This window comes from Streptococcus sp. 2154, from assembly GCF_013277255.1.
Classification (GTDB): Bacteria; Bacillota; Bacilli; order Lactobacillales; family Streptococcaceae; genus Streptococcus; species Streptococcus pseudopneumoniae.
On record NZ_VMMK01000031.1, the window covers coordinates 1 to 20,459 of the forward strand.

The window sequence follows — 20,459 nt, forward strand, 5'->3', positions numbered from 1 at the left end:
TTGTTCACGTAAGTTCTTTTTCCATGTGAAGAGAGTTCTGACGCCGACATCAAAAACCTTGGCTGCCTCGACATGGCTGTGCCCCCTCTTTGATGTAATCTAATGCTCGCTGTTTAAAATCTGTACTACATGCATAGCTTTATTATAACATGCTTGTTTGAAACTAAGCGACTATAAAATATTAGCAATAAGCTTATTTAGAGATTTTAATATAGGAGGTGAAAAATATAGAGCAACAAACTTTTATATCTATACTTTTGTTGAGAACTTAGAAAGTATAGGAGATAAACCGTCACAATGGAACTCTGATTTGAATCATTTACTCAATGAAGAGGGTATGTATCTGAATAAAGAGGCTTTGATTCATTTTGAGTATAATGAATCAGAAAAAAATATGGTATTATAAATAGGAAAAGGAGATAAATTATCATGGAAATTAATCAAGTAATCATTAACATTTCTGCTAGACATGTTCATTTAAAGAGGGAACATTTAGATATTTTATTTGGTGAAGGATACCAACTAAACAAGTTAAAAGATTTGTATCAGCCTGGTGAATTTGCTGCTGAAGAACAGGTTACAATTCAGTCGGCATCTGGCGAGATTAATCGTGTCAGGGTATTAGGACCAATTCGTCCTTATACACAAGTTGAGGTTTCTAAAACAGATTCTAGATTATTAAAGATAACTCCACCAGTACGTACTTCGAGTGAGATTGAAAACTCTTCACCGATTACCATTATAGGACCTAATGGAAGAGTTAATTTAGATGAAGGGTGCATTATTGCTAATAGACATATTCACTTTGCCACAGAAGAAGCTGAGGAAATGGGTCTTAAAAATGGAGATATAGTTTCTGTTGAAGTAAAAAGCGAAAAAAGTGCTACTTTGCATGATGTTCATTGCAGAGTGAGTGATAAATATAGATTGGAAATGCATATTGATACTGATGATGCGAATGCACTTCTTTTATCAGGAGGTGAGATTGGCACGATTATAAAAGAGTAGAAATGGAGATTATCGAAAGTTGATTAAGGCATTAATAATTAGAAATTTTCAAATGTATACTAGATTTTTTCCAGTAGCTCTATTCCTGAATCGATTGTTAGATGCCATTTTTCAGCTTTTAGGGTATTGGTTAATTGCTCATTATCTTTTTAATAACAAATTAGTAGTTAGTCAAGTAGAAGTGATTGATTATTTTACTTTCGCTGCTGCTGGGATGCTTTACTACAATGTTGCTGTTGCTATTTTGATGAATGTAGGGCGTTCATTGATGGTTGAGGTTCGAGAGGGAACCTTGGAAAGCTTATTTATAACTCCATATAGTATTTTCAGCTATTATATAGGCGTGTTCATTGAACAGCTTGGAAGAACTTTTATGGAGTTTTGTTCACTTTTTATTATTTCTATTTTGCTCGGTGCAAAGTTCATGGCAACTCCAATATCCTATTGGCTGTTGAGAGTTATGTTGTTATTGTTTTAATATCATTTTCTATGAGTGTTTTTGTTGCTAACATAATGCTCTGGTTAAGAGATACATTTATAAGTCAGAATACGTTATTTATTTTGATATTTTTAGTATCTGGTGTTACATTTCCTAGGACAGTGCTTCTTGATTTTCTAAAATGTGTTGGTGATTTATTACCAATTACTTATGGCTTAGAGATAGTTAGACTAATATCTTCTGGAGATTTGGAATCGCTTCAACTATGTCTATTGATTTTTAAAGTTTTACTTCTCTCATTAGTTTTTATTGTGATTGGCTTGCTCAGTTATAAAAAGATGGAGAAGAAAGTGATCGAATATTTAACAATTTAGGAGAATTCCGATGTTAGAAGTAAAAAATGTATCTAAAAGTTATCTTACAAAAACGAAGATTAATTTACTAAAAAGAAAAAGTAAGCTATTAATAATGTTTCATTAAAAATTCCAAGAGGAAAAATAATTGGAGTTTTAGGAGAAAATGGGGCAGGCAAAACAACCTTAATAAAAATGATGACAACGCTTCTAAAACAAGATTCAGGAGAAATTACAATTAATGGAATTGATATTAATGATAATTTAAAGGATACTCGAAGTAAAATCAATGTTATAAGTGATGGAGAGAGAAATCTTTTTATATGGTCTAAAATGGATACTTCAATTTCATATGACCACTTATTGAGAAAATTAACATCTGAATATGATGTATCAGAGAAAAAAGCAGATAAAGACTTGAAAAGAATTATTAACCAATTTAGTGAACTTGAGTTTGTTTCAGTTAAGGGAGGTTAATGTTGCTTTTTCTGAAATATATTTAATGCTTATATCGAAAATACTTAGAAAAGTCTTGAAGTTTTGTGGCTCTTTATCAACTTGTAGTGGGGTGATGAAAAGAGTGGTTAATACTAGACATACTTCAAAAAGCATTGTACGATAGTAACATGAAATTAGCTAAACAAGAAATCACCTTTCTCTTTAAAGACCTTACTAAGCCTCTAACACAAAGTCTTCCAATCGTTCTGCTTTGTTTGATGGGAAAATCCTATCAAGAGATGATAGAGCGTCTAGACTGTAGTTTGGTGAAATTTAAAGAAGGATGAGGAGTTAGGTTCGGACTCTCTCCTTCAAGAAAGACGTGGTGGTTGTAACCACGTTTATATGACAGTCAAGGAATAGATAGTTTTCCGGTCATTTGAAAACTTCAGAGGAAGAGGAAGTTGTTACAGTAGATTTCCTGCAAAATCTAGATTGAATTGTAATAAAAATGAATTCATTGCTTATAACGTACCGGACTAGGATATACAGGCCGTTGTAGGACAAGTGTTCTAGAGATTGTTTCTCAGGAGGTTTAGTGATACTCCATTTCTTCAGTCCTATCAAAAGGAGATTAGTCGTTCCTACACAGGTGATGCTTTCTGTCAACTGTTGAAGCGACATAGCTGGCGCACTGTTGCCCTAGATCCTAAGAAAGCAGGCGCTCAAACCATTGCCGCGTCTAAACATCCCATCTCTATTCAAGAAGGTAAGAAAACGCTTTAAAGATAGTAGATGCTTTCGTAAGCTTGGGTTCATGCATCAAAGATGAGGCTGGTTTCGGATAGGCAGTAAACTAGGATCTTGTTAGCCACCTAAAGGAATAGGTCCTCCTGTCCATAGTCATTCCGTGCATGAATTCTCTTACTGTTAGAGAGCTGTTGATGCTTATAGAGGAGCATCCTTTTTCCTGCTTGCCGGAGGATGCCATACTGAATGGAGGAAAGCTTGTTTACAAGAACTGTCACAGGCCTATCCAACTGATTTTATTTTACTAGTCATGGATCATGCCCTAGGGCATCCATCAAGTAGCTTAACTATTCCAAATCATATTGGCTTTCCCTTTATTCCCCCATACAGGCCAGAGATGAATCCTATTGAACAGATGCAGAAAGAGCTTGGTGAAGGTGGCTTCCAGAATAAAGCATTTCAAACCTTGGAAGCTGGCATTGATACATTTCAAGAGATCATACAAGGATTAGAGAGGAGTGTTGTAAAGTCCATCGTTAAAAGAGAATGAACCAGAATGCTTTTTGAAAATAGATATGAGTATTAGTTGAACTGCCCTATGCCGAACGGCACCTACGGTGGTGTGAGAGGGACTAGTCTTAGCCCCTACTCGATTCAATCTGTACCCACACAATTCTTCTTTTTTTATCTTGTGATTCACTCTGTTCTATTTTAAAATGAAATGGTAGCTACCAATATAAATGATGAGGATAAAACAAATGACTGAAAATCGTTATGAATTAAATAAAAATTTGGCACAGATGCTCAAAGGTGGGGTTATCATGGACGTTCAAAATCCTGAACAGGCTCGTATTGCAGAGGCTGCTGGTGCGGCTGCTGTTATGGCTTTGGAGCGGATTCCAGCTGATATTCGTGCAGCTGGTGGTGTTTCCCGTATGAGTGATCCAAAGATGATTAAGGAAATCCAAGAAGCGGTTAGCATTCCAGTGATGGCTAAGGTTAGAATCGGGCATTTTGTTGAAGCTCAGATTTTAGAGGCTATTGAGATTGACTATATCGATGAGAGTGAAGTTTTATCTCCAGCTGACGATCGTTTCCATGTGGACAAGAAAGAATTTCAAGTACCTTTTGTCTGTGGAGCTAAGGACTTGGGGGAAGCCTTGCGTCGTATCGCTGAAGGTGCTTCCATGATTCGTACTAAAGGAGAACCGGGTACAGGAGATATTGTCCAAGCTGTTCGCCATATGCGTATGATGAATCAGGAAATTCGCCGTATTCAAAACCTACGCGAGGACGAACTTTATGTTGCTGCCAAGGAATTGCAAGTCCCTGTAGAATTGGTTCAATACGTCCATGAACATGGGAAATTGCCAGTTGTAAACTTCGCAGCTGGAGGCGTTGCAACGCCAGCAGATGCTGCACTTATGATGCAATTAGGGGCAGAGGGTGTATTTGTCGGTTCAGGTATTTTTAAGTCAGGCGATCCTGTTAAACGAGCGAGTGCCATTGTTAAGGCTGTGACTAACTTCCGTAATCCTCAAATCCTAGCTCAAATCTCTGAAGATCTAGGAGAAGCTATGGTTGGTATCAATGAAAATGAGATCCAAATTCTCATGGCTGAGCGAGGAAAATAGATGAAAATCGGAATATTGGCCTTGCAAGGTGCCTTTGCAGAGCATGCAAAAGTGCTAGATCAATTAGGTGTCGAGAGTGTTGAAATCAGAAATTTAGAGGATTTTCAGAAATCTCAGAGTGACTTGTCGGGTTTGATTTTGCCTGGTGGTGAGTCTACAACCATGGGCAAGCTCTTACGAGACCAGGACATGCTGATTCCCATTCGAGAAGCCATTCTATCTGGTTTACCAGTATTTGGAACCTGTGCAGGCTTGATTTTGCTGGCTAAGGAAATTACTTCTCAGAAAGAGAGTCATCTAGGAACTATGGATATGGTGGTCGAGCGCAATGCCTATGGGCGCCAATTAGGAAGTTTCTATACGGAAGCAGAATGTAAGGGAGTTGGTCAGATTCCAATGACCTTTATCCGTGGTCCAATTATCAGCAGTGTTGGAGAAGATGTAGAAATTCTAGCAACAGTGAATAATCAAATCGTTGCAGCCCAAGAAAAAAATATGTTGGTAACTTCTTTTCATCCTGAATTGACTGATGATGTAAGCTTGCACCAGTACTTTATAAATATATGTGAAGAAAAAAGATAGTAAAAAAGCGCAAAAAATCACTTCCTGTGCTATACTATAATTGAAATTTTTTTAGTTTTTGCGTTAGAAATGTTTCCTCAGTCCTAGCGCCTTTTCTTTTTGATAAGTATGCTTGGTGGAGAGTAGTTTGTAAATGATTCTGAAGATCTTATGAGCACAAGCAATGACGGCTTTCATATTGCTTCCTCTTTAGGAAATTCGATTATAAAACTCTAAGCAGGCTCTGCCTGCTTAGAGTTTTACATGTAATAAACAATGGCGATGTATTGGAGTGCGGACGCAGCTAGGATAAAGAGATGCCAAATCATGTGGAAATAAGGTTTTTTCTTGGCGTAAAATCCAGCCCCAACTGTATAAGAGAGTCCGCCAGTTACCATGAGACTCCAGAAAATTGGTGTCGTTTGACTGATAATGGCAGGAATGATAGCCAGAACCAACCAGCCCATAATCAGGTAAAGAGCAAGGCTAAATTTTTCATTGACTTTTTTAGCAAGGATTTTATAGAGAATACCAAAGATGGTCGTTCCCCATTGGATAGCAATAATCAGATAGCCAAACCAGTTATTCATCAAGGTTAAGACGACTGGCGTATAAGAGCCTGCGATAGCCACATAAATCATAGAATGGTCAATAATTCTCAAGACGTATTTGTGGGTCGAACCATAGGCCATAGAGTGGTAAATGGTGGATGAGAGGAACATGAGAAAGAGACTGATAACGAAAATGGAAACGCCGATAGAGGATAAAAAGCCATGTGCTTCGTAACTATAGGTGGATGAAATAGGGAGTAAGATGAGCATGATGACTGCACCCACAGCATGGGTCACACTATTAGCAATCTCTTCTCCGAAACTGAGTTGTTTGCTGAGTTTAAGACTAGTGTTCATTGGATTACCTCCTCTTGAGTATGATGGATTAAGGCTAGGGTTTGATGATAGAGTTTAACGGTTTGGCAGCTGGTTTGGATGATAGGGTTAGCTGGGTCAATTCCTTGGTTCATGTAGTTCACAAAAGCATCGTAGAGTTGCTCTGAACTTGCTTGACTTTGTAGAGTATTCAGTGTCTGAGCGATTTCTTGAATCGAAAATACAGACTTGAGGGTTGTGATAGCAATCAGACGGGCAATCTGTTGACGTTGGTATTTTTTCTTGTCAGGTTTTGTCAGGTAACCATGTTTGACATAATTGTTAACCATAGATGCTGTCAGGCCTTTGTCTTTATCAGGAGAGATAGGGGCACAGACCTGATTGACATAGAGTAAAACCTGGTCCAGATAGAGGTCAATATTTGGAATTTCTGCCCATTTTGGGTAGGAAAAGGTAGTTTTCATTTTCAACTCCTTTTTATCTAGTTTTAATAACTAGATTATAAAATAACAAAAACAGAAAGTCAAGTTTTAACTGCTTGTAGAAAGACTTAAATTATGCTAGGATGGGAGAAACTAGTCAGAAATGAGGAGAAAAGATGGAGATTCGTTTAGCTTTTCCAAATGAAGTAGATGACATCATGCAAGTGATGGAGGATGCTAAAAAATGTTTAGCGGATGCTGGTAGTGACCAGTGGCAAAATGGTTATCCAAATGCTGATATTATTATTGAAGATATTATCTCAGGTCAAGCCTATGTAGCCTTGGAAGAGGGAGAACTACTAGCCTATGCTGCTGTGACCAAGAGTCCAGAGGCAGCCTATGAAGCCATTTATGAAGGCAACTGGCAAGTTGGGGAGTCAGAGTACCTAGTCTTTCACCGTATTGCTGTGGCAGCAGATGTGCAGGGACAGGGAGTTGCTCAAACCTTTTTAGAGGGCTTGATTGAAGGTTTTGATTATCTAGATTTTCGCTCAGATACGCATGCTGAAAACAAAGCTATGCAGCATATTTTTGAAAAACTCGGTTTTAAACAGGTTGGTAAGGTTCCAGTTGATGGCGAACGCTTGGCCTATCAAAAATTAAAGAAATAATGCAAAAGAAGTATGTAAAAATGCTCTATTCTTCGCCGATTGGCTCCCTTTCTCTCGTAGCTGATGACCATTATTTGTATGGAATTTGGGTTCAGGAGCAGAAGCATTTTGAGAGGGGACTAGGAGATGAAACGATAGAAGAAGTTGTTAGTCATCCTATTTTAGACCCAGTTATTGCTTGCTTAGATGATTACTTTAAAGGCGAGCCTCAGGATTTATCCAACTTGCTCTTGGCGCCAATTGGAACGAATTTTGAAAAGAGAGTTTGGTCCTATTTACAGGGAATTCCTTATGGTCAGACAGTGACCTATGGACAAATTGCTCAAGACCTGCAAGTGGCTTCTGCTCAAGCAATTGGTGGAGCAGTGGGACGCAATCCTTGGTCTATCCTAGTACCTTGTCATCGTGTGTTGGGAGCAGGCAAGCGTCTGACAGGCTATGCTGCAGGAGTGGAAAAGAAAGCTTGGCTCTTGGAGCATGAAGGAGTAGATTTTAAAGATAGAAACAAATAGAAGGAGAAGCACATGTTAGAATTTATCGAATACCCCAAATGTTCAACTTGTAAAAAAGCAAAACAAGAATTAAATAAATTAGGTGTGGACTATAAAGCCGTCCATATCGTGGAAGAAACACCTAGCCAAGAAGTCATTTTGAATTGGCTAGAAACCTCAGGATTTGAATTGAAGCAATTTTTCAACACCAGTGGAATCAAATACCGTGAATTAGGGCTAAAAGATAAGGTAGGAAGTTTGTCAAACCAAGAAGCGGCTGAGTTGTTAGCAAGTGACGGTATGTTGTTAAAACGGCCCATTTTAGTAGAAAATGGAACTGTTAAGCAAATCGGTTATCGAAAATCTTATGAAGAACTGGGACTGAAATAGTTTTTATCTATCTCTTTGATAGATAAAATATATAACTTCCCTGTTTCAAAGTATGATAAACTAGTAGGTAGACAAAGTCTGTATCTGACCGTAGCAAATAATTTCATTGACGGCAGAAGCATGGTAGAATGAATCATTATCAGAAGAGGATGTTTTTATGAATGTTACAACGATTTTAGCATCAGATTGGTACCAAAACTTGATGCAATTGATTCCGGATGGCAAGCTGTTTAGCCTACGTTCGGTCTTTGATGGAATCCCTAGAATTGTCCAACAACTTCCAACAACAATTATGTTGACAATTGGTGGTGCCCTTTTTGGCTTGGTTTTGGCGCTTCTTTTTGCCATTGTGAAGATCAATCGTGTCAAGATTTTATATCCCTTGCAGGCCTTCTTTGTTAGTTTCTTAAAAGGGACACCGATTTTGGTGCAACTCATGTTGACCTACTACGGAATCCCTTTGGCTTTGAAAGCCCTCAATCAGCAATGGGGAACTGGTCTCAATATCAATGCGATTCCAGCTGCAGCTTTTGCGATTGTCGCTTTTGCCTTTAATGAGGCAGCTTATGCTAGTGAAACCATTCGTGCAGCCATTCTCTCAGTTAATCCTGGTGAGATTGAGGCGGCACGCAGTCTGGGTATGACCCGAGCGCAAGTTTATCGACGAGTGATTATTCCTAATGCAGCGGTGGTAGCTACTCCAACCTTGATTAATTCCCTCATCGGTTTGACCAAGGGAACATCTCTAGCTTTTAGTGCGGGTGTTGTGGAAGTCTTTGCCCAAGCTCAGATTCTAGGTGGAGCTGATTATCGCTATTTTGAACGCTTCATCTCCGTTGCCCTTGTTTATTGGGTAGTCAATATCGGAATTGAAAGCCTCGGTCGTTTCATCGAGAGAAAAATGGCTATTTCTGCACCTGATATAGTGCAAACAGATGTGAAAGGAGACCTTCGTTAATGATTAAGATTTCGAATTTAAGCAAATCCTTTTCAGGACAGACTGTCTTGGATCATCTGGATTTGGATATTCAAAAAGGAGAAGTCGTAGCCTTGATTGGTTCTTCAGGAGCTGGAAAATCAACCTTTCTTCGCAGTCTCAATTATCTTGAAACACCTGACAGTGGCTCTATTCAGATTGATGGTTTTTCAGTTGATTTTTCTAAAATCACTCAAGAAGAAATCCTTGCCCTACGCCGTAAGTTGTCTATGGTTTTCCAACAGTTTAATTTGTTTGAACGCCGAACAGCACTTGATAATGTGAAAGAAGGCTTGGTTGTTGTCAAGAAATTATCTGACCAAGAAGCGACTAAGATTGCCAAGGAAGAGTTGGCTAAGGTTGGGCTTTCGGACCGTGAAAACCATTATCCTCGCCATTTATCAGGTGGACAGAAGCAACGGGTTGCCCTAGCGCGTGCGCTTGCTATGAAACCAGATGTTTTGCTCTTAGACGAACCAACTTCAGCCCTTGACCCAGAATTGGTCGGTGAAGTAGAAAAGTCTATTGCAGATGCTGCTAAGTCAGGTCAGACCATGATTTTGGTCAGTCATGACATGTCCTTTGTAGCCCAAGTGGCTGATAAGATTCTCTTCTTAGATAAGGGGAAAATCATCGAGTCTGGAACACCAGATGAGATTATCCACCATCCTAAAGAAGAGCGGACAAAAGAATTCTTCGCTAGTTACAAACGGACTTATATTTGATATAATAGATAAAGAAAAACTCAGTTAGCTGGACTAGCTGAGTTTACTCTTTAAAAAAGATAGAAATGAGAGAAATCATGCTACTGCAACTATTTTCTTTATATTTCGAGAGTTTGATCTTAACCACCATCCTCGTCCTGATTTTTTTAGGAATTTGGATTGGACTGAGAGCCATGTCGGGAGTTGATAAGACAGCCAAGGCTCGCCAAGCCCATCTCTATGATATGATTATGATTGGGGTCTTGGTTGTTCCAGTATTATCCTTTGCGGTTATGAGTTTAATTCTTGTTTTCAAGGCATAATCCTTGCGTGATTGACAAGAAAGAGTTAGAATAAAGATAGTTACAACAAGAAAGAAGGAAACTATATGTACGATACTATTATTATCGGTGCTGGACCTGCAGGGATGACTGCAGCCTTGTATGCTGCTCGAAGCAATTTGAAAGTAGCTTTGATTGAAGGTGGTCTGCCAGGTGGTCAGATGAATAATACATCTGATATCGAAAATTACCCAGGATATGCTAATATTAGTGGACCTGAATTGGCAGAAAAGATGTTTGAACCGCTTGAAAATCTCGGTGTTGAGCACATTTATGGATATGTTGAAAATGTCGAAGACCATGGTGATTTTAAGAAAGTGATGACTGACGACCAAACATATGAAACTCGTACCGTTATCGTAGCAACTGGTTCTAAACACCGTCCTTTGGGAGTACCTGGAGAAGAAGAACTGAACAGTCGTGGTGTTTCTTACTGTGCCGTGTGTGATGGTGCTTTCTTCCGTGACCAAGATTTGTTGGTAGTTGGTGGTGGAGATTCAGCTGTTGAAGAAGCCCTCTTCTTGACTCGTTTTGCTAAGACTGTTACCATTGTTCACCGTCGTGACCAACTTCGTGCTCAAAAGGTTTTACAAGACCGCGCCTTTGCGAATGAGAAAATCAGCTTTATCTGGGATTCTGTAGTGAAGGAAATCAAGGGTGAAAACCGAGTAGAATCTGTCGTATTTGAAAATGTGAAAACAGGTCAAGTGACAGAACAAGCCTTCGGTGGCGTCTTTATCTATGTTGGATTGGACCCTCTTAGCGATTTTGTTAAAGAATTGAATATCCAAGATCAGGCAGGCTGGATTGTGACAGATAACCACATGAAAACTGCAGTTGACGGTATCTTTGCAGTTGGAGATGTTCGCCAGAAAGACCTTCGCCAAGTAACAACAGCGGTTGGAGATGGAGCTATCGCTGGTCAAGAAGCCTATAAATTTATCACAGAACATAGTTAATCATAAAAAAGTTTCCAATCAGATGACTGGAAACTTTTTTATAGTCTGTTTCGGAAAACTTCGTACATGAGAATGGCCGCAGCAACACTGGCATTAAGGCTTTGAACATGGCCATTCATGGGAATGGTAATCATTTCATCGACCTGTTTTTTAATGTTGCTAGAGATGCCTTTTCCTTCATTTCCGATGATGAGGGCGATTTTCCCTTTTGTATTCCACTTATGGCAAGGAGTACCGTTCATATCCGTTCCAAAGGTCCAGAAGCCTTCATCCTTGACTTTGTCCAGAGTTTGGCTCAGATTGGTCACTCGGGCGATGGGAACGTGCTCGATAGCACCTGTGGCCGTTTTGGCAACGACGGGGGTAACACCTACAGCACGGTGCTTGGGAATGATGACACCTGAAACATTGGTCGCATCGGCTGTTCTCAGGATGGATCCTAGGTTGTGAGGGCCAGTCAAACCATCCAGAATCAATAGCAAAGGATTTTCTTCTTGGCGTGTTTTGGAAAGGATGTGATCTAGCTCGCTATAGGCAAATTCGGACACTCGTAAAACAAAACCTTGGTGGACAGCACCTTCAGTCATCTCAGAGAGGGATTTTTTTGAGGTCCAAGAAATGGACACCTTCTTTTCTGTAGCCAGTTCCTTGACTTTCTCAAGATTCTTACCTCGGAGATTTTCTTGGAGGTAGAGTTTGTTTCCAGTATTTGCAAGGAGGGCTTCGGTAACGGCGTGGACGCCATAGACAATATCATTTGTTTTCATGCCTCTATTATAACACAAAACCCCGTCTTGCAACGGGATTTTCTTTATTCTAGAATCAGTAAACCATCTTTAACTGCAAATGGGTCTTTTTCATTGATGCGATCGTAAAACATGATACCGTTAATGTGGTCAATTTCATGCTGAACAACAATGGAGTTGTAGCCTTTGAGTTTGATACGGTGTTTTTCTCCATCTTTGTCAAAGTAGTCAACAGTAACGCGGGCATGGCGAACAACATAGCCAGGCACGTTACGGTCAACAGACAGGCAACCTTCTCCTTCGCCAAGAGCAGCATCTTGAACAGAGTGAGAGACGATTTTTGGATTGTACATAATGGCTTCCAAATCGTAGGCTTCCTGTGGAGTTTCGCCTTCTTCAACAATATTAGGTACCAAAACAGCGATAATGCGTTTTGAGATATCTAACTGGGGAGCAGCCAGTCCAACACCACCGCGGAGTCCCATTTTTTCAGCCATGACAGGATCTTGGGAATGTTTAAGGAATTGCATCATCTTTTCGCCTAGGATGATTTCCTGGTCAGATAGGGGGAAAGTGACTTCCTCAGCAACCGCGCGTAGAGTTGGATTCCCCTCGCGGATAATATCGTTCATATCAATTAAGTGAGCAGCTTTTGTAATACGTTCTATAGCAGACATTTTCTCTCCTTTCATTACCTCTACATGATAACACAAAATGACAAGGATTGAAAGTATTACAGCCTTTAGGATTTATAGAAAATAGATAGGAAGTTCAATTCATACTCAATGAAAATCAAAGAGCAAACTAAGAAGCTAGCCGTAGGTTGCTCAAAGCACTGCTTTGAGGTTGTAGATAGAACTGACGAAGTCGGTAACATATATACGGTAAGGCGACGCTGACGTGGTTTGAAGAGATTTTCGAAGAGTATCAATTGTGAAAGAATTACTTATCTATGATATAATAAAAAGAAAAGGCTTGCATAAGAAAGTAGGGAGAATGAAGATGAAAAGAAGACAAAATCGAAATCAGGGTGGTTTAGCTTTTCGTTTTATGAAGGGCTTGGTAAACTTTTTTAGGAGTTATCGCAGGTGGAGCAATAAAGGATTTGTGGCGGTACTCTTGCTAGCAGTTGCTTTATCAATGGGCTTGGTCTTGTTGGTTGAAAGTTTCCAAGGAATCCCTTTAACCAGTCAAAAACGAGATACTATTTCTCAAGAGGGGACTAAGCAAAAGTCTCAGGAGCAGGAAGAGGAAAAAACTGCCAGAATTATGGCTAATGGGGATTTGCTCTACCACGATGGACTTTTCTTTTCAGCTAAAAAAGAAGACGGTACCTATGACTTTCATGAGAATTTTGAGTATGTGACACCTTGGCTCAAGCAAGCAGATTTAGCTATTGGTGATTTTGAAGGAACCATCAATAAGGATCATTATTTAGCGGGTTATCCTCTCTTTAATGCTCCTGCTGAAGTTATGGATGCCATTAAGGATGCAGGTTATCATGTGCTAGATTTAGCTCATAATCATATTTTGGATTCGCAAATTGAGGGAGTTATTTCAACGGCCGATATTATTGAAAAAGCTGGAATCACTCCAATCGGAGTTTATACGCATGAACCACGTGATCAGGCTCCGTTGGTCATTAAGGAAGTGAATGGAATCAAGGTTGCTCTTTTCGCCTATTCCTATGGATTCAATGGAATTGAACGGTATATTTCTCAGGAAGACTATAATCGTTATCTTTCAGATTTAAACGAAGATAAGATGAAGGCTGAAATTGAACGGGCAGAGAAGGAAGCAGATATCACCATTATCATGCCTCAGATGGGTGTGGAGTATCGATTGGAACCAACTGAGGAACAAAAAGCTCTTTATCACAAGATGATTGATTGGGGGGCGGATATTATTTTTGGAGGGCATCCTCACGTTGTGGAACCATCTGAAACGGTTGAAAAAGATGGAGACAAGAAACTCATTATCTATTCAATGGGGAACTTCATTTCCAATCAACGGATTGAATCTATGGGAGATGAAGAAAATGCTAAGTGGACTGAACGTGGCGTTCTCATGGATGTAACCATTAAGAAGAAGGATGGAAAAACAACTATCGGAACAGCTAAAGCTCATCCTACTTGGGTCAATCGAACACCAAAGGGAACCTTTTCACCAGAAGGCTATCCTTTATATCATTATCAAACCTATATCTTGGAAGATTTTATAGAGGGTGGCAGTCATCGTGACCAGTTAGATGAAGCGACTAAGGAACGAATTGATACAGCCTATAAAGAAATGAACGAACATGTGGGATTGAAGTGGGATTAGCTTGAATAGACTTCCTGCGAAACAATATATGGTATAATAGTTCTATGGATTATGAAGCAAGTGAACAACTAACTGATGCACGATTTAAGCTCCTGGTTGGTGTTCAGTGCACGACTTTTGAAGAGATGTTAGCTGTATTAAAAAGAGATTATCAAGGTAAACACGCAAAAGGGGGACGAAAACCTAAACTAAGCCTAGAATACCTTCTTATGGCGACTTCAATATGTGCGAGAATATCGAACTTATGAACAAATTGCGGCTGATTTTGGTATCCACGAAAGCAACTTAACCCATCGGAGTCAATGGGTTGAAGTAACTCTTGTTCAAAGTGGTTTTACGATTTCAAGAACTCCTCTCAGTTCTGAGGACACGGTAATGATTGATGCGACGGAAGTAAAAATCCATCGCCCTAAAAAACAATTAGCGAATGATTCTGGTAAAAAGAAATGCCACGCTATGAAGGCTCAAGCGATTGTCACAAGTCAAGGGAGAATTGTTTCTTTGGAGATCACTGTGAACTATTGTCATGATATGAAGTTGTTCAAAATGAGTCGCAGAAATATCGGACAAGCTGGTAAAATCTTGGCTGACAGTGGTTATCAAGGGCTCATGAAGATAGATCCTCAAGCACAAACTCCACGTAAATCCAGCAAACTCAAGCCGCTAACAGCTGAAGAGAAAGCCTGTAACCATGCGCTATCTAAGGAGAGAATCAAGGTTGAGAATATTTTTGACAGAGTATAGTAGATTGAAACTAGAATAGTACACCTCTACTTCTAAAACATTGTTAGAAATCGATTTGACTGTCTTGATCGATTTGTCCTGTTCTTATTTCATTTCACTATAAAAACGTTTAAAATGTTTTCAACAACCTATCGAAATCATCGTAAACGCTTCGGCTTACGAATGAATTTGATTGCTGGCATTATCAATCATGAACTAGGATTCTAGTTTTGCAGGAAGTCTAATAAAAGTAAAGGAAATCTAGTGCGAGTAAAAATTAATCTCAAATGCTCCTCTTGTGGCAGTATCAATTACCTAACCAGTAAAAATTCAAAAACCCATCCAGACAAGATTGAGGTTTTAAAGTATTGTCCCAAGGAAAGAAAAGTAACCCTACATCTTGAATCTAAGTAGATTTTATGGTAAAATAATAGGGATTGTAAGGAGTTTGATATGTATAACCTATTATTAACCATTTTATTAGTATTATCTGTTGTGATTGTGATTGCGATTTTCATGCAACCAACTAAAAACCAATCCAGCAATGTATTTGATGCCAGCTCAGGTGATTTGTTTGAACGCAGTAAAGCACGCGGTTTCGAAGCTGTGATGCAGCGTTTGACAGGGATTTTAGTCTTTTTCTGGCTAGCCATTGCCTTAGCATTGACGGTATTATCAAGTAGATAAGAAAATAATGGGCAGGACTAGGTCTTTGCCTCTTTTTGTTTTTATATTCTTCAAAAATCTCTTCAAACCACGTCAGCTTTCATCTGCAATCTCAAAACAGTATTTTGAGCTGACTTCGTCAGTTCTATTCACAACCTCAAAACGGTGTTTTGAGCAACCTGCGGCTAGCTTTTTAGTTTGCTCTTTGATTTTTATTGAGTATGAAAGGATGTTTGAGAAGGTTTTACAGTAAAAGAAAATTAAAAAATCTAGAAAGAAAATATGAAAGATAGAATAAAAGAATATTTACAAGATAAGGGAAAGGTGACTGTTAATGATTTGGCTCAGGCTTTGGGAAAAGATAGTTCCAAGGATTTTCGTGAGTTGATTAAAACCTTGTCCCTAATGGAAAGAAAGCATCAGATACGCTTTGAAGAAGATGGTAGTCTGACATTAGAAATTAAGAAAAAACATGAGATTACCCTCAAGGGGATTTTTCATGCCCATAAAAATGGCTTTGGCTTTGTTAGTCTGGAAGGCGAGGAGGACGACCTTTTTGTAGGAAAAAACGATGTCAACTATGCTATTGATGGTGATACCGTTGAGGTAGTGATTAAGAAAGTCGCTGACCGCAATAAGGGAACAGCAGCAGAAGCAAAAATTATTGATATCTTAGAACACAGTTTGACAACTGTTGTAGGTCAAATCGTTCTGGATCAGGAAAAACCTAAGTATGCAGGCTATATCCGTTCGAAAAATCAGAAAATCAGCCAACCCATCTATGTTAAGAAACCAGCCCTTAAACTGGAGGGAACAGAAGTTCTCAAGGTCTTTATCGATAAATACCCAAGCAAGAAACATGATTTCTTTGTCGCGAGTGTTCTCGATGTGGTGGGACACTCAACAGATGTCGGAATTGATGTTCTTGAGGTCTTGGAATCAATGGACATTGTATCCGAGTTTCCAGAAGCTGTTGTCAAGGAAGCAGAAAGTGTGCCTGATGCTCCGTCTAAAAAGGATACGGAAGGTCGTCTGGATCTAAGAGATGAGATTATCTTTACCATCGATGGTGCTGACGCCAAGGACTTGGACGATGCGGTGCATATCAAGGCCTTGAAAAATGGAAATCTGGAGCTTGGTGTTCACATCGCAGATGTTTCCTACTATGTGACCGAGGGGTCTGCCCTTGATAAGGAAGCTCTTAACCGCGCAACTTCTGTCTATGTGACTGACCGTGTGGTTCCAATGCTTCCAGAACGACTATCAAATGGCATCTGTTCTCTCAATCCCCAAGTTGACCGTCTGACCCAGTCTGCTATTATGGAGATTGATAAACATGGTCGTGTAGTCAACTACACCATCACACAAACGGTTATCAAGACAAGCTATCGGATGACCTATAGCGATGTCAATGATATCCTAGCAAGCGACGAGGAAAAGAGACAAGAGTATCAGAAAATTGTTCCTAGTATCGAACTTATGGCCAAACTTCACGAAAGGCTAGAAAACATGCGTGTGAAACGTGGAGCCCTCAATTTCGATACCAATGAAGCCAAGATTTTAGTGGATAAACAAGGTAAGCCTGTTGATATCGTTCTTCGTCAGCGTGGTGTTGCCGAGCGGATGATTGAGTCTTTTATGTTGATGGCCAATGAAACAGTTGCCGAGCATTTCAGCAAGCTGGACCTACCTTTTATCTATCGAATTCACGAGGAGCCTAAGGCTGAAAAGGTTCAGAAGTTTATTGATTATGCTTCGAGTTTCGGTATTCGAATCTATGGGACTGCTAGTGAAATGAGTCAAGAGGCACTTCAAGATATTATGCGAGCAGTTGAGGGGGAACCTTATGCAGATGTATTGTCCATGATGCTTCTTCGCTCCATGCAGCAGGCTCGTTATTCGGAGTATAATCACGGGCATTATGGACTTGCGGCTGACTATTATACTCACTTTACTAGTCCGATTCGTCGTTATCCAGACCTTCTTGTTCACCGTATGATTCGTGATTACGGCCGTTCTAAGGAAATAGCAGAGCATTTTGAGCAAGTGATTCCAGAGATTGCGACCCAGTCTTCCAACCGTGAACGTCGTGCCATTGAGGCTGAGCGTGAAGTCGAAGCCATGAAAAAGGCTGAGTATATGGAAGAATACGTGGGCGAAGAGTACGATGCGGTTGTGTCCAGCATTGTCAAGTTTGGTCTCTTTGTTGAATTGCCAAACACAGTTGAAGGCTTGATTCACATCACAAATCTACCTGAATTTTATCATTTCAATGAGCGTGATTTGACTCTTCGTGGGGAGAAATCAGGAACAACTTTCCGTGTAGGTCAGCAAATCCGTATCCGAGTTGAAAGAGCCGACAAGATGACGGGTGAAATTGACTTCTCTTACATCCCAAGTGAGTTTGATGTGATTGAAAAAGGCTTAAAACAGTCTAATCGTAGTGACAGAGGGCGTGGTTCAAATCGTCGTTCAGATAAGAAGGAAGATAAGAGAAAATCAGGACGCTCAAATGATAAGCGCAAGCATTCACAAAAAGACAAGAAGAAAAAAGGAAAGAAACCTTTTTACAAGGAAGTAGCTAAGAAAGGAGCCAAGCATGGCAAAGGGCGAGGGAAAGGTCGTCGCACAAAATAAAAAGGCGCGCCACGACTATACAATCATAGATACGCTAGAGGCAGGGATGGTTCTGACTGGAACTGAAATCAAGAGTGTACGAGCTGCTCGAATCAATCTCAAGGATGGCTTTGCCCAAGTAAAAAATGGAGAGGTCTGGTTGAGCAATGTCCATATCGCTCCTTACGAAGAGGGCAATATCTGGAACCAAGAACCAGAACGTCGTCGTAAACTCCTGCTCCATAAAAAGCAAATCCAAAAGTTGGAACAAGAGACTAAAGGGACAGGAATGACCCTGGTTCCTCTTAAAGTCTATATCAAAGACGGTTATGCCAAGCTTCTTTTAGGTTTAGCTAAAGGGAAGCATGACTACGATAAGAGAGAGTCTATCAAACGTCGTGAGCAAAACCGCGACATCGCGCGCGTGATGAAAGCTGTTAATCAGCGATAAAAAGAGGAATTGAAAATGGAAAAATTAGTTGCCTATAAACGCATGCCTTTGTAGACTAAAGAAACCATGCCTGAAGCTGTTCAGCAAAAGCACAATACAAAAGTTGGGACTTGGGGAAAATTACTGTCTTGAAGGGAGCTCTCAAGTTTATTGAATTGACAGAAGAAGGGGAAGTTCTAGCTGAACACCTCTTTGAAGCAGGGGCAGATAATCCCATGGCACAACCACAAGTCTGGCACCGAGTGGAAGCTGCCACAGATGATGTGGAATGGTACTTGGAATTTTATTGTAAACCTGAGGATTATTTCCCTAAGAAATACAATACCAATCCTTTTCATTCAGAGGTTCTAGAGGCCATGCAGACAGTAAAACCAGGGAAAGCTTTGGATTTGGGTTGTGGTCAGGGGCGCAATTCTCTTTTTCTAGCCCAGCAAGGTTTTGATGTGACGGCTGTAGATCAAAATGACCTGACCCTTGAAATCTTGCAAAGTATTGTGGAGCAAGAAGATCTGGACATGACTGTTGGTCTTTACGATATCAATTCAGCTAGCATTGGGCAAGAATATGATTTTATCGTATCAACTGTTGTTCTCATGTTTCTACAAGCAGACTGCATTCCAGCTATTATTCAAAATATGCAGGATAAAACCAGTGTTGGTGGCTATAATCTTATCGTTTGTGCTATGGACACGGAGGATTATCCTTGCTCAGTGAACTTCCCATTCACCTTTAAAGAAGGGGAATTGGCAGACTATTACAAGGATTGGGAATTGGTTAAGTACAATGAAAATCCAGGCCATTTGCACCGTCGCGATGAAAATGGCAATCGTATTCAACTACGCTTTGCGACCATGCTAGCCAAGAAAATCAAATAAAAATGAATGAAGATTAGGAATTTTCCTGATCTTTTTTCTTTTTTACGAATAATATAGAAAAGGAGGGAAATCATGTTTGTTGCGAGAGATGCTAGGGGAAAATTGGTAAATGTGTTAGAGGATAAGCTTGAGAAGCAAGCATACACCTGCCCAGCTTGTGGAGGTCAGCTTCGTTTGCGTCAAGGACCAAGTGTACGGACCCATTTTGCCCATAAATCCTTAAAAGACTGTGATTATTCCTCTGAAAATGAAAGTTCAGAACATCTGGCCAATAAGGAATCACTTTATCACTGGTTGAAAAAAGATTCAGAGGTTCAATTAGAATACCTGCTTCCAGAACTTAAACAGATTGCGGATGTGTTTGTAAATGGCAATCTAGCTTTAGAGGTTCAATGTAGTCCCTTGCCACAAAAAGTTCTTAAAGAGCGCAGTGAGGGTTATCGTAGCCAGGGTTACCAAGTACTGTGGCTACTGGGAGAAAAACTTTGGCTCAAGGAGCGTTTGACTCGTCTGCAACAAGGTTTTCTCTATTTTAGTCAAAACATGGGCTTTTATGTTTGGGAAGTAGACAAGGGAAAGCAGATTTTAAGGCTTAAATATCTCATACACCAGGATCTTCGAGGTAAACTCCATTATCAAATCAAGGAATTTCCCTGTGGTCAAGGTAGTCTACTGGAGATATTACGTTTTCCCTATAAGAAACAAAAAATATCTCATTTTACAGTTTCTGAGGATAAGGACATCTGTTGTTATATCCGGCAACAACTGTACTATCAAAATCCCATTTGGATGAAAGAACAAGCAGAAGCCTATCAAAAGGGAGAAAATGTCCTGACTTATGGGCTGAAAGAATGGTATCCACAAATTCGACCACTAGTAGGTGATTTTTGCCAAATTGAGAAGGATTTGACCAGCTATTATCAGTATTTTCAAATCTATTACCAAGAAAATCCTCAAAATGATTGGCAAAAGCTTTATCCACCAGCCTTTTATCAGCAATATTTCTTGAAAAATATGGTAGAATAGAAAGGATGGA

At 39.8% G+C, this 20,459-nt stretch carries 24 protein-coding genes and 4 pseudogenes; 24 read left to right on the forward strand and 4 right to left on the reverse strand.

The window, feature by feature from the left end; genetic code table 11:
- Positions 1-157: 157 nt before the first annotated feature.
- From HT693_RS05770 to pdxT, 8 genes and pseudogenes are all read left to right on the forward strand, one after another.
- The gene (locus HT693_RS05770) at positions 158-406 is read left to right on the forward strand and encodes a hypothetical protein (RefSeq protein ID WP_000777026.1); all 249 of its coding nucleotides are present in this window, start codon (positions 158-160) and stop codon (positions 404-406) included.
- Positions 407-429: 23 nt separating this feature from the next.
- Positions 430-1,008, forward strand: coding sequence for a phosphate propanoyltransferase (pduL, locus tag HT693_RS05775; RefSeq protein WP_000405172.1), 579 nt, complete (start codon positions 430-432; stop codon positions 1,006-1,008).
- A gap of 19 nt (positions 1,009-1,027) precedes the next feature.
- A complete protein-coding gene (locus tag HT693_RS11990; RefSeq protein ID WP_212750464.1) occupies positions 1,028-1,486 on the forward strand; it encodes a hypothetical protein in 459 nt (152 codons plus the stop codon).
- 461 nt (positions 1,487-1,947) lie between these two features.
- Entirely contained in the window at positions 1,948-2,277 is a 330-nt protein-coding gene (locus HT693_RS05785; RefSeq protein ID WP_249337229.1) for a PqqD family peptide modification chaperone, read from the forward strand.
- Between the two features lie 209 nt (positions 2,278-2,486).
- Positions 2,487-2,658 (forward strand): annotated as a pseudogene (locus HT693_RS11995) (IS630 family transposase); the annotation flags it as partial.
- Positions 2,659-2,853: 195 nt separating this feature from the next.
- Positions 2,854-3,538 (forward strand): annotated as a pseudogene (locus HT693_RS12000) (transposase); the annotation flags it as partial.
- Positions 3,539-3,746: 208 nt separating this feature from the next.
- Positions 3,747-4,622: a pyridoxal 5'-phosphate synthase lyase subunit PdxS gene (gene pdxS, locus HT693_RS05800; protein WP_000138526.1), complete on the forward strand. Its 876-nt coding sequence runs from the start codon at positions 3,747-3,749 to the stop codon at positions 4,620-4,622.
- The gene (pdxT, locus tag HT693_RS05805) at positions 4,623-5,204 is read left to right on the forward strand and encodes a pyridoxal 5'-phosphate synthase glutaminase subunit PdxT (RefSeq protein WP_023937432.1); all 582 of its coding nucleotides are present in this window, start codon (positions 4,623-4,625) and stop codon (positions 5,202-5,204) included. It abuts the gene before it with no gap.
- A 239-nt stretch (positions 5,205-5,443) separates the two neighbouring features.
- Here the strand turns inward: pdxT and HT693_RS05810 are convergent, their stop codons facing one another.
- Together HT693_RS05810 and HT693_RS05815 are read right to left on the reverse strand one after the other, a co-directional pair.
- A complete protein-coding gene (locus HT693_RS05810; RefSeq protein ID WP_001097999.1) occupies positions 5,444-6,091 on the reverse strand; it encodes a hemolysin III family protein in 648 nt (215 codons plus the stop codon).
- The gene (locus HT693_RS05815) at positions 6,088-6,534 is read right to left on the reverse strand and encodes a DUF1836 domain-containing protein (protein WP_000858721.1); all 447 of its coding nucleotides are present in this window, start codon (positions 6,532-6,534) and stop codon (positions 6,088-6,090) included. The genes HT693_RS05810 and HT693_RS05815 overlap by 4 nt, the downstream gene beginning before the upstream one ends.
- A 134-nt stretch (positions 6,535-6,668) precedes the next feature.
- On the opposite strand from HT693_RS05815, the gene HT693_RS05820 reads away from it, so the two are divergent.
- The 7 genes from HT693_RS05820 to trxB all read left to right on the forward strand — a co-directional run bounded on the left by HT693_RS05820 (position 6,669) and on the right by trxB (position 11,024).
- Positions 6,669-7,163 carry a GNAT family N-acetyltransferase gene (locus HT693_RS05820; RefSeq protein ID WP_000405855.1) on the forward strand — a complete coding sequence of 165 codons (495 nt, stop codon included), beginning with the start codon at positions 6,669-6,671 and terminating at the stop codon, positions 7,161-7,163.
- Positions 7,163-7,675 carry a methylated-DNA--[protein]-cysteine S-methyltransferase gene (locus tag HT693_RS05825; RefSeq protein WP_172925008.1) on the forward strand — a complete coding sequence of 171 codons (513 nt, stop codon included), beginning with the start codon at positions 7,163-7,165 and terminating at the stop codon, positions 7,673-7,675. The genes HT693_RS05820 and HT693_RS05825 overlap by 1 nt, the downstream gene beginning before the upstream one ends.
- Positions 7,676-7,687: 12 nt before the next feature.
- Positions 7,688-8,044, forward strand: coding sequence for an arsenate reductase family protein (locus HT693_RS05830; protein WP_050089299.1), 357 nt, complete (start codon positions 7,688-7,690; stop codon positions 8,042-8,044).
- Between the two features lie 157 nt (positions 8,045-8,201).
- On the forward strand, positions 8,202-9,002 hold the full coding sequence (locus tag HT693_RS05835; RefSeq protein WP_044792179.1) for an amino acid ABC transporter permease: 801 nt from the start codon (positions 8,202-8,204) through the stop codon (positions 9,000-9,002).
- Positions 9,002-9,745, forward strand: a complete 744-nt coding sequence (locus HT693_RS05840; RefSeq protein ID WP_172925010.1) for an amino acid ABC transporter ATP-binding protein — start codon at positions 9,002-9,004, stop codon at positions 9,743-9,745. The genes HT693_RS05835 and HT693_RS05840 overlap by 1 nt, the downstream gene beginning before the upstream one ends.
- A gap of 77 nt (positions 9,746-9,822) precedes the next feature.
- Positions 9,823-10,047 carry a DUF4059 family protein gene (locus HT693_RS05845; protein ID WP_000926599.1) on the forward strand — a complete coding sequence of 75 codons (225 nt, stop codon included), beginning with the start codon at positions 9,823-9,825 and terminating at the stop codon, positions 10,045-10,047.
- Between the two features lie 65 nt (positions 10,048-10,112).
- On the forward strand, positions 10,113-11,024 hold the full coding sequence (gene trxB / locus HT693_RS05850) for a thioredoxin-disulfide reductase (RefSeq protein ID WP_000272299.1): 912 nt from the start codon (positions 10,113-10,115) through the stop codon (positions 11,022-11,024).
- 38 nt (positions 11,025-11,062) lie between these two features.
- Here the strand turns inward: trxB and rlmB are convergent, their stop codons facing one another.
- A complete protein-coding gene (rlmB, locus tag HT693_RS05855; RefSeq protein WP_000855766.1) occupies positions 11,063-11,791 on the reverse strand; it encodes a 23S rRNA (guanosine(2251)-2'-O)-methyltransferase RlmB in 729 nt (242 codons plus the stop codon).
- A 44-nt stretch (positions 11,792-11,835) separates the two neighbouring features.
- Positions 11,836-12,447 carry a peptide deformylase gene (gene def, locus HT693_RS05860; protein WP_054367308.1) on the reverse strand — a complete coding sequence of 204 codons (612 nt, stop codon included), beginning with the start codon at positions 12,445-12,447 and terminating at the stop codon, positions 11,836-11,838.
- Positions 12,448-12,772: 325 nt separating this feature from the next.
- Between def and HT693_RS05865 the strand changes: the two genes are divergently transcribed.
- From HT693_RS05865 to HT693_RS05905, 9 genes and pseudogenes are all read left to right on the forward strand, one after another.
- Positions 12,773-14,092: a CapA family protein gene (locus HT693_RS05865; protein ID WP_023938149.1), complete on the forward strand. Its 1,320-nt coding sequence runs from the start codon at positions 12,773-12,775 to the stop codon at positions 14,090-14,092.
- A gap of 44 nt (positions 14,093-14,136) precedes the next feature.
- Positions 14,137-14,833, forward strand: a pseudogene (locus tag HT693_RS05870) (IS5 family transposase); the annotation flags it as partial.
- 102 nt (positions 14,834-14,935) lie between these two features.
- Positions 14,936-15,043, forward strand: a pseudogene (locus HT693_RS05875) (IS5/IS1182 family transposase); the annotation flags it as partial.
- A 36-nt stretch (positions 15,044-15,079) separates the two neighbouring features.
- The gene (gene rpmG / locus HT693_RS05880; protein ID WP_001809104.1) at positions 15,080-15,229 is read left to right on the forward strand and encodes a 50S ribosomal protein L33; all 150 of its coding nucleotides are present in this window, start codon (positions 15,080-15,082) and stop codon (positions 15,227-15,229) included.
- A 39-nt stretch (positions 15,230-15,268) separates the two neighbouring features.
- Entirely contained in the window at positions 15,269-15,502 is a 234-nt protein-coding gene (gene secG / locus HT693_RS05885; protein WP_000282517.1) for a preprotein translocase subunit SecG, read from the forward strand.
- 261 nt (positions 15,503-15,763) lie between these two features.
- On the forward strand, positions 15,764-18,118 hold the full coding sequence (gene rnr / locus HT693_RS05890) for a ribonuclease R (protein WP_023937384.1): 2,355 nt from the start codon (positions 15,764-15,766) through the stop codon (positions 18,116-18,118).
- Positions 18,081-18,548 carry an SsrA-binding protein SmpB gene (gene smpB / locus HT693_RS05895; protein ID WP_001051744.1) on the forward strand — a complete coding sequence of 156 codons (468 nt, stop codon included), beginning with the start codon at positions 18,081-18,083 and terminating at the stop codon, positions 18,546-18,548. The genes rnr and smpB overlap by 38 nt, the downstream gene beginning before the upstream one ends.
- Before the next feature lie 110 nt (positions 18,549-18,658).
- On the forward strand, positions 18,659-19,423 hold the full coding sequence (gene tehB / locus HT693_RS05900) for an SAM-dependent methyltransferase TehB (protein WP_007285037.1): 765 nt from the start codon (positions 18,659-18,661) through the stop codon (positions 19,421-19,423).
- Between the two features lie 72 nt (positions 19,424-19,495).
- A complete protein-coding gene (locus HT693_RS05905) occupies positions 19,496-20,449 on the forward strand; it encodes a competence protein CoiA family protein (RefSeq protein WP_000495916.1) in 954 nt (317 codons plus the stop codon).
- Positions 20,450-20,459: the final 10 nt, after the last annotated feature.

Coding starts and splice junctions, on each gene's coding strand:
- HT693_RS05825 (WP_172925008.1), top strand. CDS start 7,163: ATGCAAAAGAAGTATGTAAAAATGCTCTATTCTTCGCCGATTGGCTCC.
- rlmB (WP_000855766.1), bottom strand. CDS start 11,791: ATGAAAACAAATGATATTGTCTATGGCGTCCACGCCGTTACCGAAGCC.
- smpB (WP_001051744.1), top strand. CDS start 18,081: ATGGCAAAGGGCGAGGGAAAGGTCGTCGCACAAAATAAAAAGGCGCGC.
- HT693_RS05835 (WP_044792179.1), top strand. CDS start 8,202: ATGAATGTTACAACGATTTTAGCATCAGATTGGTACCAAAACTTGATG.
- def (WP_054367308.1), bottom strand. CDS start 12,447: ATGTCTGCTATAGAACGTATTACAAAAGCTGCTCACTTAATTGATATG.
- HT693_RS05815 (WP_000858721.1), bottom strand. CDS start 6,534: ATGAAAACTACCTTTTCCTACCCAAAATGGGCAGAAATTCCAAATATT.
- pdxT (WP_023937432.1), top strand. CDS start 4,623: ATGAAAATCGGAATATTGGCCTTGCAAGGTGCCTTTGCAGAGCATGCA.
- HT693_RS05830 (WP_050089299.1), top strand. CDS start 7,688: ATGTTAGAATTTATCGAATACCCCAAATGTTCAACTTGTAAAAAAGCA.
- pdxS (WP_000138526.1), top strand. CDS start 3,747: ATGACTGAAAATCGTTATGAATTAAATAAAAATTTGGCACAGATGCTC.
- HT693_RS05865 (WP_023938149.1), top strand. CDS start 12,773: ATGAAAAGAAGACAAAATCGAAATCAGGGTGGTTTAGCTTTTCGTTTT.
- rnr (WP_023937384.1), top strand. CDS start 15,764: ATGAAAGATAGAATAAAAGAATATTTACAAGATAAGGGAAAGGTGACT.
- HT693_RS05845 (WP_000926599.1), top strand. CDS start 9,823: ATGCTACTGCAACTATTTTCTTTATATTTCGAGAGTTTGATCTTAACC.
- pduL (WP_000405172.1), top strand. CDS start 430: ATGGAAATTAATCAAGTAATCATTAACATTTCTGCTAGACATGTTCAT.
- secG (WP_000282517.1), top strand. CDS start 15,269: ATGTATAACCTATTATTAACCATTTTATTAGTATTATCTGTTGTGATT.
- HT693_RS05905 (WP_000495916.1), top strand. CDS start 19,496: ATGTTTGTTGCGAGAGATGCTAGGGGAAAATTGGTAAATGTGTTAGAG.
- HT693_RS05820 (WP_000405855.1), top strand. CDS start 6,669: ATGGAGATTCGTTTAGCTTTTCCAAATGAAGTAGATGACATCATGCAA.
- trxB (WP_000272299.1), top strand. CDS start 10,113: ATGTACGATACTATTATTATCGGTGCTGGACCTGCAGGGATGACTGCA.
- HT693_RS05840 (WP_172925010.1), top strand. CDS start 9,002: ATGATTAAGATTTCGAATTTAAGCAAATCCTTTTCAGGACAGACTGTC.
- HT693_RS05810 (WP_001097999.1), bottom strand. CDS start 6,091: ATGAACACTAGTCTTAAACTCAGCAAACAACTCAGTTTCGGAGAAGAG.